Source organism: Sphingopyxis sp. EG6 (genome assembly GCF_003609815.1).
GTDB lineage: Bacteria > Pseudomonadota > Alphaproteobacteria > Sphingomonadales > Sphingomonadaceae > Sphingopyxis.
This window is the reverse complement of record NZ_AP017603.1, coordinates 3174059-3187299: the sequence shown is the minus strand read 5'-3', so window position 1 is coordinate 3187299 and position 13241 is coordinate 3174059. Positions and strand designations below refer to the sequence as shown.

The window sequence follows — 13241 nt, the reverse complement described above, 5'->3', positions numbered from 1 at the left end:
GATTGCGGCCCCCGCCTCCGTGGGGTCGACGGTTATTAACCGCTATTCCTGAGCGCCGTCGCGATCGCGTTGATCGTCAGCTGGATGCCCTCGGCAATTCTGGGGTCCGTTTCCCCGGCACGATGCCGCTTCATCAGCTCGATCTGGAGCAGGTTGAGCGGCTCGATATAGGGCAGCCGCAACCGGATCGACGCCTCGAGCGCCGGGTTCTTTTCAAGCAGCCGCGTCTGGCCGGTGATGGCGAGCAGTCCGTCATGCGCGCGGTTCCAGCCGTCGCGGATGCGGTTGAAGATTGCCGCATGGCCTTCGACTCCGCTCGCCAGTTCGGCATAGCGCGCCGCGATCCCCATATCGGATTTCGCGAGCACCATCTCCATATTGCCGAGCAGCGCGGCGAAGAATGGCCAGCTTTGCGCCATGTCGGCGAGCAGCGCCTTGTCGCCGAACGCTGCAAAGCCTTCGCCTGTCCCGTACCAGCCGGGCAGCATCGCGCGCGCCTGCGCCCAGCTGAACACCCAGGGGATCGCGCGCAGATCCTCGATCGCGCTCGATTTGGTGCGGCTCGACGGGCGCGAACCGATCTTCAGCGTCGCGATCTCGGCGATCGGGGTCATCGCGCGAAAGAAATCCTTGAACGTCGGCGTGTCGTACACCAGCCCGCGATACGCAGCGAAAGCGCTGTCCGACAGCGCGTCCATCGCGGCGGTAAAGCGCGCGGCGTCGGCGTCGCTCAGTGCCTCGGGCTCGAGGCTCGCGAGCAGGCTCGCCGACACCATCGCCTCCAGGTTCGTCGCCGCGCTGTCGGCGGTGCCATATTTCGCCGCGATCACTTCGCCCTGTTCGGTAATCCGGATGCGCCCCTGCACGGTACCCGCGGGCTGCGCGCGGATCGCGGCAAAGGCACTGCCGCCGCCGCGCCCGACCGCGCCGCCCCGGCCGTGGAACAATTGCATCGCGGTGTCGGCTTCCTCGAACACCGAGGTCAGCGCCTGCGACGCCTGGTGCAGCCCCCAGGTCGAGGTCAGGTAACCGCCGTCCTTGTTCGAATCGGAATAGCCGATCATCACTTCCTGATGCCCGCGCTGGCCGATCTGCGGGCCGATCTCGGGCATCGCGAAGTAGCGCGCCATGATGTCCGGCGCCTTGTCGAGATCGGCGATCGTCTCGAACAAGGGGACGACCATCAGGTTGCTCTGCCCCGCCGCTTCGCCGCTGCGCCATAATCCGGCTTCGCGGGCGAGGACATGGACTTCGAGCAGGTCGGACAAAGTCTGCGCCATGCTGATGATCCACTGGCAGATCGCGTCCTTGCCCAACCGCGCCCGCACATCGGCGGCGGCATGGACGATCGCCAGTTCGCCCGCGGTCTCGTCGCTCCATTCGTGCCACGGCGCGGCGAGCGGTCGGTCGCTGGCGAGCTCGGCAGTCAGCAGTGCGACGCGCGCTTCCTCGTCGAGCGCGCGATAGTCGGCGCATACGCCCGAAATCGCCAGCAGCTCGGCCAGCACCCGCTCGTGCACCGCGCTGTTCTGCCGCATGTCGAGCGTCGCGAGGTGGAACCCGAACACCTCGACCGCGCGGATCAGCCGCCCAAGCGCACCGATACCGCCGAACTGGCCCTGGCTGTTCGCCGACAGCCCGTTGGCGATGGTCACGAGGCCGCGGCGAAAATCGGCGGGCGTTGCGTAAGCCTCCCCCTTCAGAGCCGATGGTCGCGGCGGCGCCTTGCCAACAATCTGCGTATAGGTCGCGCAAAGCCGCGCATAAATGCCCGACAGCGCGCGGCGATAGGGTTCGTCGCGGCGGCTCGGTGCATTGTCGCCGCTCGCCTCGGCCAGCGCCTCGACCGCATCGGGAACCGCGGCAAGGCTCGCCGACACCGACAATTCGGCGCCCAGCCCATGCACCGCGTCGATATAATGGCCGAGCGCCGCTGCCGCGTTGCGCACGGTCGCCATGTGCATCGTCTCGGCGGTGACGAACGGATTGCCGTCGCGGTCGCCGCCGATCCAGCTGCCGACGCGCAGGAAACTTGCGGGCCGCTGCCCGAGCTCGGCCTCCCAGCGCGCATATAATTTCGGCACCACGGGCAGGAAGACGTCGCGCAAATAGGTCAGCGCATTGTCGATCTCGTCGGCAACGAACAATTTTTCGGTGCGCAGCGGCCGCGTCTGCCACAGCAGGATGATCTGCCGCCGGATCGCCTCCTCGACGACATCGCCCTCGGGCGTCTCGTCGGCGCCGGCATCGCGCAGCAGCATCAACTCGGCAATGCGGTTCTTGTGGTCGAGCACCGATTTGCGCCGCACCTCGGTCGGATGCGCGGTCAGCACCGGCGCGACGAGCGAGGCGCTCAGCAGCGCCGCGATCGCGTCGCTGTCGATCCCGTCGCCCTTCAGTTTCTCGATCGCCGCCGCAACGGTGGCCTCGGGCTCCGCCGCGACCCCCTGCCGGTCCTCGGCCAGATTGGCGAGCATCGAAAACAGCATGAACCCGCGCACGAACGCGATCGTGTCGTCGAGGCTGAGCGCATCGAGCCCCGGGTCGATCGCCTCGGCCCCCGCTATGCCGCGGTGGCGGTCGACGCTCGACGAGCGGATATATTCGGTCTGGCGAAACAGCTTGTCGCCGCCATAGGCGCGGATGACATCACCCAGGATCCGCCCCAGGTAGCGGATGTCGGGATTTTGCGAGATCTGGATCGGCGGCCCCATGGCGCGATTGCTGCACCTGCGAAGGCGCAGCGTCAAGCCGCGCATAGCTATGCGCCGTCTGCGCTATTCGTCATTCGGGCCGGGCGGGTTTTGCCGCCTGCGCGCGCTTATGCGACGCCGTGATACCACCACACCCCGTCGCGGTCTTCGCGTTTCACGCGGCCTTCGACTTCGAGTCGCTTGAGGTGCGCGAGCGCTTCGCCGGTCGCCAGCCCCAGATTATGCTCGCCGATCGGGCGGTTGAAGAGCAGCGGAAAGCTGTCGATCGCACGCATCGGCGCCTTGGCCGCGGCTTCGGCCAGATTATACAGTCGCATCCGATGCTCGTCGCGTAGCGCCATCAACCGGACGTGCAGCCCCTTGAACGGCTCGCCATGTGCAGGACACACGATGACGTCGGCGGGGATGGTCGCCAGCAATTTGTCGATCGAGGCCAGCCATTCGCCCAGCGGGTCGGCGTCGGGTTCGGTGATGTTGACCGATACGTTCGAACTGATCCGCGGCAGAACCTGGTCGCCCGACACCAGCACGCCTTCCTTCTCGTTCCACAGGCACGCATGTTCGGGGCTGTGCCCCGACCCCGTCACGACGCGCCATTGGTGCGCGCCAAAGCCGAGCCGCTCGCCGTCGCGCATCCGCACATAGCTGCGCGGCAGGGTAAAGATCATGCGCTGGAACATGTTCCAGCCGCGCGACCGCTGCGCCTCGATCGCCGTATCGTTCCAGCCCGCGGCGCGCGATTGCGCCAGCACCTCGTCGGGCGCGGTGTCCGCCGAATCGGCGACGATCGCGCGCGCGGTCAGCATCTCGCCGCGCGTCATCCACAGCTTGACGCCTTGTTTCTTTGCGATCCAGCCCGCGAGGCCGATATGGTCGGGGTGTAAATGCGTGCCGATGACGCGCGTGATCCGCTTGCCGTTCAGGGCGCCCGCATAAAGCGCCTTCCAAGCGTCCGAGCACATGGTCAGGCAGATGCCGGTATCGACGATCGCGGCGCCATCATCACCATCGGCATCGTCGTCGAGCAGCCAGCTGTTGATATGGCCGAGCGACCCCGGCATCGGGATGCGCGCCCAGCTGATCCCCGGCGCGATACGGATCACCTCGCCGGCGCCCGGCGCCGCGTCGCCCCACGGATAGGTCAGGCCGGCGTGGCTGGTCGCGGTAAAGCTGTCGTCTTGGGTCAGCGATGCGTCCGGCGAGCCGCTGGCCGCCGGGATCTGGTCGTCATCGCTACCCGGCATAGATTACGCCTCGCCGTCGGTTTCGGCGGTTTCCTCGGCGGCGCGCGCCTCGTTGGCGGCGGTGCGTTCGGCGCGCAATTCTTCGAGCAGCGCTTCGCGATCACCCTCCAGCCGGTTGTCGGTCGGCGCTTCGATACCGGCCTTTTTCGCCGCCTTGGCGACCAGCGCATCGAGTTCGCGCTGCGAGCACAGGCCCAGCGTCACCGGATCCTTGGCGACGATGTTCGCGCTGTTCCAATGGCTGCGGTCGCGGATCGCGCCGATCGTGTTGCGGGTGGTGCCGATCAGCTTGCCGATCGCGCCGTCCGACACCTCGGGGTGATTCTTCAGGATCCAGGCGATGCCGTCGGGCTTGTCCTGGCGCTTGCTGACCGGGGTGTAGCGCGGGCCGCGGGTGCGGCGGATCGTGTCCTGCGCCTGCTTGCTCATCTTGAGCTTGTAGTTCGGGTCGTTCTGACCCTTTTCGATTTCTTCCATCGACAGCTCGTGCGCGCGGACGGGGTCGCGGCCGGTATATTTGGTCGCGGCGGTCTCGTCGGCGATCGCCTGCACTTCCAGGATATGGATGCCGCAATATTCGGCGATCTGGGCAAAGGTCAGGCCGGTGTTGTCGACCAGCCAGGCGGCGGTCGCATGCGGCATCAGCGGGGTGGCGTCGGCGGTGGCCATGGCGATTTCTCCAAGCGGAAATAAAAGGGCCGCCCCTCGCGGAGCGGCCGAATAATGGCGGCGGCTGTAAACCGGATTGGCAAAAGGGGCAAGGGGCCAGCCATATCGGGCGATTGCCGCGACCGGCGACCAGCGTACCGGTACGGCGCTGACGTTGCCGCCCGATCTGCAAAGCGTTACGCCTTGGGGCGTTGACCTCTGCGGAATATGTGTCAATCATCCGTCAAATACAGATATTTCAGGAGCGGAAGTTCATGAAGACGATCAGGTCGGGCGCTGCCATCATCAGCAGCATCGCGCTGATGCTCAGCGCCGGTGCGGTTTCGGCCAATGATGCCACCGACGTCGAGCGCCCCGATGCGCCGAAGATGACGCTGGCCGAAATCCGGGCGTTCAACGCGAAGCTGCCCAAGGATCACCGCTATTATATCGTCTGCAAGCGCGAAGGGACCACCGGCTCGCTGGTCAAGGCGATTCGCACCTGCCAGACGCGCGAAGACATCGAACGTCTGGCGCGCGATGCGCAGGACGGTACCCGCGAAGTCATGGACCGCGCGCGCGTGCAGCCGGGGTGCCCCGGCGGACTATGTCCGGGCTAAGCCGCGGCCAGGACAATCTTTCCGACATGCTCGCCCGCCTGCATCCGCGCGTGCGCGGCGCTTGCCTCGGCGAGCGGGAATATCCGATCCATCGCGGGCTTCCATCCGCCCGCGGCAAGGCGCGGCCACAGCGTACGGTGAATCTCGTCGGCCAGCGCGGCCTTGAAGTCGGCGCTGCGCGCGCGGAGCGTCGATCCGGTCAGCGTCAGGCGGCGGCGCATGACATCTGAAATGTCGATCTCGACCTTTGCACCGCGCTGAAACGCGATGGTGACGTGGCGCCCGTCCTCGGCGAGGCACGCCAGGTTGCGCGGCACATAATCGCCGCCGACCATGTCGAGCACGGCGTTGACCCCCTTGCCGCCGGTAAACGTCTTGACCGCGTCGACATAATCCTCGGCCGAATAGTCGATCGCTTGGGTCGCGCCCAGCGCCATTGCCGCGGCGCATTTGTCGGCGCTGCCGCACGTCACGATGACCTTGATATCGAACAATTTGCAAAGGCCGATCGCGGTCGTGCCGATGCCGCTGGTGCCGCCATGGACCAGCACCGTTTCACCCTCCGCGATCCACGCGCGCTCGAACAGATTGTGCCAGACGGTGAAGACGGTTTCGGGCAGCGCCGCGGCCTCGGCCATCGTAAAGCCCGGCGGTACCGGCAGGCAGCTGCCGACCGGCGCGAGGCAATATTCGGCATAGCCGCCGCCCGCGACCAGCGCGCACATCGCCTGTCCCAGCAATTCGGGATCGCCGCCCGGCCCGACCGCCACGATCGTCCCCGCGATCTCCAGCCCGGGCAGGTCCGATGCGCCCGGCGGCGGCGGGTAAAATCCCATCCGTTGCAGCACGTCGGGGCGGTTGACCCCCGCGGCGGCGACGCGGATCAGCACTTCGCCCGGCCCCGGCTGCGGGACCGGACGCTGCTCGGGGACCAGAACCTCGGGTCCGCCGGGCGCGCTGATGGCGATCGCGGTCATGCTCGCTGGCAGGCTGGTCACGTTGATTTTCCCCACTTTTCACTTCGCCCTTACGGCCACCTTATTGACAGCGCGGCGCACCGGGTCAACAGTCGCGAGGCTTTTCAGGAGGAACCGCCATGGACGATGACGATCTTCCCCGCCGCCGCGACGATGCGCTCGCGGCGCTGACCCGGCAACCGCTCGACCCGCTGTCGGTGAGCGAACTCGATGACCGTATCGCGACGCTCGAGGCCGAAATCGCGCGCGTCAAGGCGCACCGCGCCGCCGCCACCAGCCACAAGGCGATCGCCGACGCGCTGTTCAAAAAGGGGTAGGGGCGACGCATTTGGCGGCCGCTCCCATCATCCGTTCGCCCTGAGCTTGTCGAAGGGCCGTTCCTTTCTTTCTGCGTTGGGAAGAAGGGCAGTGCTTCGACAAGCTCGGCACAAACGGCTTTTTCGACAGCCGTGTCAACAAGCGGTTCGCCTCACTCCGCCTCGGTGCTGAGCCCTAGTTCGGGAATGCCGATCGACCGCCGCCCACCGAAATCCGAGCGCACGACAATCGCGCCCTGCTTCTCCATATATTCGACCAGCCGCCGGATGCGCCCCGGCGAATGGCTGCCATAGGCGCGGCCCAGCACCTCGTCGTCGGGACAGGGTTCGCCGTCGAGCGCGGCGCGGGCGATTTGCAGGAAGGGTGCGAGCATATCGTCGGGCAGGCGTTCGGCCACGCGCAATGCCTCGGCCCAGCGCGGCGCGGACGGGTCGAACACGCCGCCCTTGGCAAGCGCGAAGCGGTACCGAAACGCCGCCAGGTCGAGCGGCACCTTCTTCAGCTTCGCCATCCGGCACCGCACCGAAAAATCCTGGTAGAGGAAGGATTCGGGCTGGAAAGCGCTGTCGGGGTCGGCGAGCATGTCCTCGAGCATCGCAACCACCACCGCGTCGCTCTGCTCCGCTTCCTCGACCGCGGCGATGATGTCGAGGACGGGCGGCGCATCGCGATCTTCGTGAAGTCCTTCGCTTGCCGCGATGCGCTCCATAACCTCGCTCGCCGCGACCGGTTCGGGTTCGGGCGCAAAGATGCGCGGCGCCACCGGCGCCTCCATCTCGGTGAACAGCATCGAGCGCATATCGTCGCCGCCCGCCGACGGCAGCGGCATCAGCCCGTGCGTGCCCAGCCGCGTCGAGGTCTGCGTCGAGCCGATCCGCACCGCGATCGGGCGCCGCGAGATCGCGGGGCCAAGCCCCAGGAAATGCCCGCGCTCCAGATCGCGGATCGCCTCCGCCTGCCGCCGTTCCATGCCGAGCAGGTCGGCGGCGCGCGCCATGTCGATGTCGAGGAAGGTGCGCCCCATCAGGAAATTGCTCGCCTCGGCGGCGACATTCTTGGCGAGCTTCGCCAGCCGCTGCGTCGCAATCGCCCCCGCTAAACCACGTTTACGCCCGCGGCACATCAGGTTCGTCATCGCCGACAGGCTTGCGCGGCGGACATTGTCCGCGACGTCACCCGCGACGCTCGGCGCGAACATCTGCGCCTCGTCGACCACCACCAGCGCGGGAAACCAATGCTCGCGCGGCGCATCGAACAAGGCATTCAGGAACGCTGCGGCGCAGGTCATCTGCGCCTCGATGTCGAGCGACTCCAGGCTGAGGATGATCGACGCGCGATGCTCACGAATGCGCGCACCCATCGCCGCGATCTCGCGCTCGTTATAGTCGCCGCCGTTGATCACGACATGGCTGTACGCATCGGCGAGCGTGACGAAGTCGCCCTCGGGATCGATCACGATCTGCTGCACCAGCGCGGCGCTTTCCTCGAGAATCCGGCGCAGCAGGTGCGACTTGCCCGACCCCGAATTGCCCTGCACGAGCAAACGCGTCGCGAGCAGCTCCTGCACGTCGACGCGCACATTTTGCCCCGCGCTGTCGGTCCCGATGTCGATGCTGGTTTTCACACTGGCCGCCCTATCGGCGCGCTTGGCCAATGACAACCGGATCAACAACCTTCCCCCTTGATGGGGGAAGGATACGCAGCCTTGCCGCGGAGCGGCTAGGCGGAGTTGGATGGGGGTGACGGTGCGTTCTTGCGTCGCCGCTTCGGGTCGAGAGATCACCCCCACCGCTGCGATTAGGCAGCAAGCTGCCAAGTCTCGCTACCTCCCCCATCAAGGGGGAGGGAAAGAAACGGAACCGACGCTGGCCCGACTTGCCAAGCGGCGTGAAGCGTCCAAAAGGACGACATGGATTTCGACGACCAGCTCCGCCGCTACTTCGGCACCGCCGACCTGGCGGCGATCCATCCCGAGGCGCACGCCGCGGGCACCGAACGCATGCGCGTCGACTTCGGCCTCGAAACCAACCCCGGCCGCCGCTTCGCCCTGTGGGCGCTAATGTACATGCTCGGCGTCGCCCCCGACCTAGACGTCGCGTTCAAGGATGAGAGCGAGCGCGACACGGCGCGCGACTTCATGGATATGGTGGATCGGACGGGCGCGGAGGACGGCAGGTAACGACCGAATCATGACGTCGCCCCCGCGAAGGCGGGGGCCGCTGTCGGTTTACGCAGCGACGCAGGGATAGGCAGCTAGCGGCCCCCGCCTTCGCGGGGGCGACGGTCAGTTGGAACGGCCGCTTCCCACCCCAAAACAGAGATTGGGCGAGCGACAAAAAATCGCTGTCCTACTTTATTCCGCCGTGCCAGCCTCCGCCACGCTCTTTGAAATGGTCGGCTTCAGCAACCCTCGCCCAAAGCGACACAGGAGACATTTTCGACATCAACATCCGCGCCCTTTGTCGCCTTAAGGCCACAAAGGACACAGTTTCGAGGCGCCCATGCGGGGCTTTTGTGGCTTTAAGGCCCGACGGACCGCAAATACCGCATGCGCCCAAAGCCCAGGGTCGCGTTTTCTACCCTTGAACGGATCGTCGCGAGGCGAATTGCAGAACCTCGACCCAATCCGAACATCTCGTTAACCATAATACAACCCCGTCATCGTAATTTCACAATGCCGACCGCTTTTCCCTTGCGGTGGGGCGGCGGCATCGCCACGTTACGTGCCTAAGGGGGCCGCCATCTCCCCGGCGTCGTCCCCGCAAGGAGATGAGACCCATGCCGTCCTTTTCGGAAAGCCTCGAAAAGACCCTCCATAACGCGCTGAAGGCCGCTTCGGAGCGCCACCATGAATATGCGACGCTCGAGCATCTGCTCTATGCGCTGATCGACGACGAGCATGCCGCCGAAGTGATGCGCGCCTGCGGTGTCGCGCTCGATGACCTGCAATCGGCGGTCGTCCACTATCTCGACACCGAACTCGACAGCCTGAAGGTCGAGGGGCACAGCGATCCGTCGCCGACGTCGGGTTTCCAGCGCGTCGTCCAGCGCGCGATCCTGCACGTCCAGTCGTCGGGCAAGGATGAGGTGACGGGCGCCAACGTCCTCGTCGCGCTCTTCTCCGAACGCGAATCCTATGCCGTCTATTTCCTGCAGCAGCAGGACCTGACGCGCCTCGACGCTGTATCTTACCTCAGCCACGGCGTCGGCAAGGGCGGCAAGCCCTCGCCCACCGCCGAGCCCGAGGAAAAGGAAGAAACGAAGGACAAGGGCGACGGCAAGTCGAAAAAGGAAACCGCGCTTGACCAGTTCACCGTCAACCTCAACGAGAAAGCGAAGGGAGGCAAGGTCGATCCGCTGATCGGCCGCAGCGCCGAGGTCGACCGCACGATCCAGATCCTTTGCCGCCGCAGCAAGAACAACCCGCTCTATGTCGGCGATCCCGGCGTCGGCAAGACCGCGATCGCCGAAGGCCTCGCGCGCAAGATCATCGAGGGCGACGTGCCCGAAGTGCTGCTGCCCGCGGTCATTTATTCGCTCGATATGGGCGCTTTGCTTGCGGGTACGCGCTACCGCGGCGACTTCGAGGAGCGGCTGAAACAGGTCGTCACCGAACTTGAAGGGCTGCCGCACGCGATCCTGTTCATCGACGAAATCCACACCGTAATCGGCGCGGGTGCCACGTCGGGCGGCGCAATGGACGCGTCGAACCTGCTGAAACCCGCGCTGTCGGGCGGCGTCATCCGCTGCATCGGCTCGACGACGTATAAGGAGTTCCGCAACCATTTCGAAAAGGATCGCGCGCTGCTCCGCCGGTTCCAGAAGATCGACGTCGTCGAGCCGACGCTCGAGGATACGAAGAAGATCCTCGCCGGGCTGCGCAGCGCGTTCGAGGCGCATCATCAGGTTCGCTACACGCAGGATGCGATCAACGCCGCGGTCGACCTGTCGGCGCGCTACATCAACGATCGCAAATTGCCCGACAAGGCGATCGACGTGATCGACGAGGTCGGCGCGATGCAGATGCTCGTCGCCCCGTCGAAGCGCAAGAAGACGATCACCGCGAAGGAGATCGAGGCCGTCATCGCGACGATGGCACGCATCCCGCCCAAGTCGGTGTCGACCGACGACAAGGCGACGCTCGCCAGCCTCGAAACCGACCTCAAGCGCGTCGTCTTTGGCCAGAACACCGCGATCGAGGTGCTGTCGTCGGCGATCAAGCTAAGCCGCGCGGGCCTCCGCGATCCCGAAAAGCCGATCGGCAATTATCTGTTCAGCGGCCCGACCGGCGTCGGCAAGACCGAGGTCGCCAAGCAGCTCGCGTCGATCATGGGCATCCCGCTCCAGCGTTTCGACATGTCCGAATATATGGAGCGCCATTCGGTCAGCCGCCTGATCGGGGCGCCGCCGGGCTATGTCGGTTACGATCAGGGCGGGCTGCTCACCGATGCGATCGACCAGAACCCGCATTGCGTGCTGCTCCTCGACGAAATCGAAAAGGCGCATCCCGACCTGTTCAACATCCTGCTTCAGGTGATGGACAACGGCCGCCTGACCGACCACCACGGCAAGACGGTCGACTTCCGCAACGTCATCCTGATCATGACGACCAATGCGGGCGCGAGCGACATGGCGCGCGAATCGATCGGTTTCGGCCAGTCGACGCGCGAGGATGTGCAGGAAGAGGCGGTGAAGCGCATGTTCACCCCCGAATTCCGCAACCGCCTCGATGCGATCGTCCCCTTCGGTTATCTGCCGCCCGAGGTCGTGGCGCGCGTCGTCGACAAGTTCATCCTCGAACTCGAACTGCAGCTCGCCGACCGCAACGTCCACATCCAGCTCGACGATGCGGCGCGCGAATGGCTGACCGGCAAGGGCTATGACAAGCTCTATGGCGCGCGTCCGATGGGCCGTTTGATCCAGGAAAAGATCAAGCAGCCGCTCGCCGAGGAACTGCTCTTCGGCAAGCTGGTCCATGGCGGCGAGGTCAAGGTGAAGATGAAGACCGGCGAGGACGCCCATGTCGGCAACCCGCTGGCGTTCGAAATCGTCTCAGCCCCGCCAAAAGCGGGCAAGGGCAAGGCCAAAACGCCAAAGGCCGACAAGGCGAAGAAGGCGGCGGAGTAACGCGCTGTCTTGATTTTTCGGAGCGGCGTGTTATAACGAACGTATGAACACGCCGCTCAAAATCACCAAAGTCGGCAATAGCGCTGCGGTAATCTTGCCAAAGGAACTGCTCTCGCGGTTGCGCGTCGCATTGGGCGATACACTCTATGCCACGGAAGCCCCCGATGGCTTGCGCCTGACCGCCTCCAATCCGGATTTCGCCGCCAAAATGGCGGTTGCCGAGGAAATCATGCGTGAGGATCGCGATATATTGCGCGTCCTGGCAAAGTGACCGATCGCATCGAGCCGGTCTGGCTCGATGCCGATTTGGCACTGGCAATCCATGACCGACAATTGGCCGAACATGGTGGTATATCGGGAGTGCGCGATCCGGGCATGCTGGAATCGGCCTTGGCCCGGCCAAGGAACCAATGGGCCTATGGCGAAGACGACCCTATGGCGCTCGCCGCCGCCTATGCGTTCGGCGTAGCGCGGAATCATCCTTTTGGTGACGGCAACAAGAGGACCGCGTGGGTGCTCGCGCGGCTCTTTTTGCGACTCAATGGACATCATTTAGAGTTTGGGCCTGACGACGCTATTGCGACGGTTCTCGCGATAGCGGCGGGCGACCTCGGCGAAGCAGAATTGGCACGATGGTTTCGTGAACGCTTGGTACCCAGTTGACTGGTGCCCACCCCTCGCTTTTTGAGCCTGCCTAGCCTATATCACCCCCATGTACGACTATGTCTCCGTAACCACCGCCGACGCTGGCGCCCCCACGCCTGTGCGCGACGGCACGATCAAGCTGCACGACGAAGCGGGCTTCGCGGGCATGCGCAAGGCGGGGCGGTTGTCGGCCGAAATCCTCGACGCGCTGGTCCCCTTCGTCCAGCCGGGCGTGACCACCGCGGCGATCGACGACCTTGTGCGCCAGATGATGCTCGATGGCGGCGGCATCCCCGCGACGCTCGGCTATCGCGGTTTCACGCACAGCTGCTGCACCAGCATCAACCATGTCGTCTGCCACGGCATTCCGGATGACAAGCCGGTGCGCGAGGGCGACATCGTCAATATCGACGTGACCTCCATCGTCGACGGCTGGCATGGCGACACGAGCCGCATGTATCTGGTCGGCGACGTGCCGATCAAGGCGAAGCGCCTCGTCGAAGTCACTTACGAATGCCTGATGCTGGGCATCGAGCAGGCGAAGCCCGGCAATCGGATGGGCGACGTCGCGCACGCGATCCAGACCCACGCCGAACGCCACCGTTATTCGGTCGTGCGCGATTTTTGCGGCCATGGACTGGGCCAGATGTTCCACGACGCGCCCGAGGTCGTCCATGCGGGCCGCCCCGGGACGGGCCCCGAGCTTCGCCCCGGCATGTTCTTCACCATCGAGCCGATGATCAACACCGGCAAATATGCGGTGAAGATGCTCGCCGACGGCTGGACCGCGGTGACCCGCGACCGCAGCCTTTCGGCACAGTTCGAACATAGTATCGGCATCACCGAAACGGGCTGCGAGATTTTTACCGCGAGCCCCAAAGGACTGAACGCTCCGCCCTGGAATTGACATCCGGGGGCGCCACGCCCGCCACCAGTCCGGGCAATGTC

The 13241-nt window shown here is 65.3% G+C and carries 12 protein-coding genes; 7 read left to right on the top strand and 5 right to left on the bottom strand.

What is annotated here, in order from left to right:
• Positions 1-35: 35 nt before the first annotated feature.
• The 3 genes from ppc to SPYCW_RS15405 all read right to left on the bottom strand — a co-directional run bounded on the left by ppc (position 36) and on the right by SPYCW_RS15405 (position 4600).
• Complete coding sequence (gene ppc, locus SPYCW_RS15415; protein WP_120218341.1) at positions 36-2714, bottom strand: phosphoenolpyruvate carboxylase; 2679 nt, start codon at positions 2712-2714, stop codon at positions 36-38.
• 107 nt (positions 2715-2821) lie between these two features.
• Positions 2822-3958 (bottom strand): MBL fold metallo-hydrolase, encoded by a 1137-nt coding sequence (locus SPYCW_RS15410; RefSeq protein ID WP_120217544.1) that lies wholly within the window; start codon positions 3956-3958, stop codon positions 2822-2824.
• 3 nt (positions 3959-3961) lie between these two features.
• The gene (locus SPYCW_RS15405; protein ID WP_120218340.1) at positions 3962-4600 is read right to left on the bottom strand and encodes a DUF1013 domain-containing protein; all 639 of its coding nucleotides are present in this window, start codon (positions 4598-4600) and stop codon (positions 3962-3964) included.
• 281 nt (positions 4601-4881) lie between these two features.
• Here SPYCW_RS15405 and SPYCW_RS15400 point away from each other — a divergent pair, with 281 nt between their 5' ends.
• Complete coding sequence (locus tag SPYCW_RS15400; protein WP_120217543.1) at positions 4882-5226, top strand: hypothetical protein; 345 nt, start codon at positions 4882-4884, stop codon at positions 5224-5226.
• Here the strand turns inward: SPYCW_RS15400 and SPYCW_RS15395 are convergent.
• Positions 5223-6203, bottom strand: a complete 981-nt coding sequence (locus SPYCW_RS15395) for an NAD(P)H-quinone oxidoreductase (RefSeq protein ID WP_120218339.1) — start codon at positions 6201-6203, stop codon at positions 5223-5225. The two genes, SPYCW_RS15400 and SPYCW_RS15395, sit on opposite strands and share 4 nt — an antisense overlap.
• A gap of 119 nt (positions 6204-6322) precedes the next feature.
• Here SPYCW_RS15395 and SPYCW_RS15390 point away from each other — a divergent pair, with 119 nt between their 5' ends.
• Positions 6323-6520, top strand: a complete 198-nt coding sequence (locus SPYCW_RS15390; RefSeq protein WP_120217542.1) for a DUF1192 domain-containing protein — start codon at positions 6323-6325, stop codon at positions 6518-6520.
• A gap of 152 nt (positions 6521-6672) precedes the next feature.
• On the opposite strand, the gene SPYCW_RS15385 is transcribed toward SPYCW_RS15390, so the two are convergent.
• The gene (locus SPYCW_RS15385; RefSeq protein ID WP_120217541.1) at positions 6673-8145 is read right to left on the bottom strand and encodes an ATP-binding protein; all 1473 of its coding nucleotides are present in this window, start codon (positions 8143-8145) and stop codon (positions 6673-6675) included.
• Between the two features lie 285 nt (positions 8146-8430).
• Here SPYCW_RS15385 and SPYCW_RS15380 point away from each other — a divergent pair, with 285 nt between their 5' ends.
• The 5 genes from SPYCW_RS15380 to map all read left to right on the top strand — a co-directional run bounded on the left by SPYCW_RS15380 (position 8431) and on the right by map (position 13200).
• Positions 8431-8700, top strand: a complete 270-nt coding sequence (locus SPYCW_RS15380; RefSeq protein WP_120217540.1) for a hypothetical protein — start codon at positions 8431-8433, stop codon at positions 8698-8700.
• Between the two features lie 599 nt (positions 8701-9299).
• Positions 9300-11648, top strand: a complete 2349-nt coding sequence (gene clpA, locus SPYCW_RS15375; RefSeq protein ID WP_120217539.1) for an ATP-dependent Clp protease ATP-binding subunit ClpA — start codon at positions 9300-9302, stop codon at positions 11646-11648.
• Between the two features lie 43 nt (positions 11649-11691).
• Positions 11692-11919 (top strand): AbrB/MazE/SpoVT family DNA-binding domain-containing protein, encoded by a 228-nt coding sequence (locus tag SPYCW_RS15370; protein WP_120217538.1) that lies wholly within the window; start codon positions 11692-11694, stop codon positions 11917-11919.
• Positions 11916-12311: a type II toxin-antitoxin system death-on-curing family toxin gene (locus SPYCW_RS15365; RefSeq protein ID WP_120217537.1), complete on the top strand. Its 396-nt coding sequence runs from the start codon at positions 11916-11918 to the stop codon at positions 12309-12311. Before SPYCW_RS15370 ends, SPYCW_RS15365 begins: the two co-directional genes overlap by 4 nt.
• Before the next feature lie 49 nt (positions 12312-12360).
• Positions 12361-13200, top strand: a complete 840-nt coding sequence (gene map, locus SPYCW_RS15360; protein WP_120217536.1) for a type I methionyl aminopeptidase — start codon at positions 12361-12363, stop codon at positions 13198-13200.
• Positions 13201-13241 lie beyond the last annotated feature (41 nt).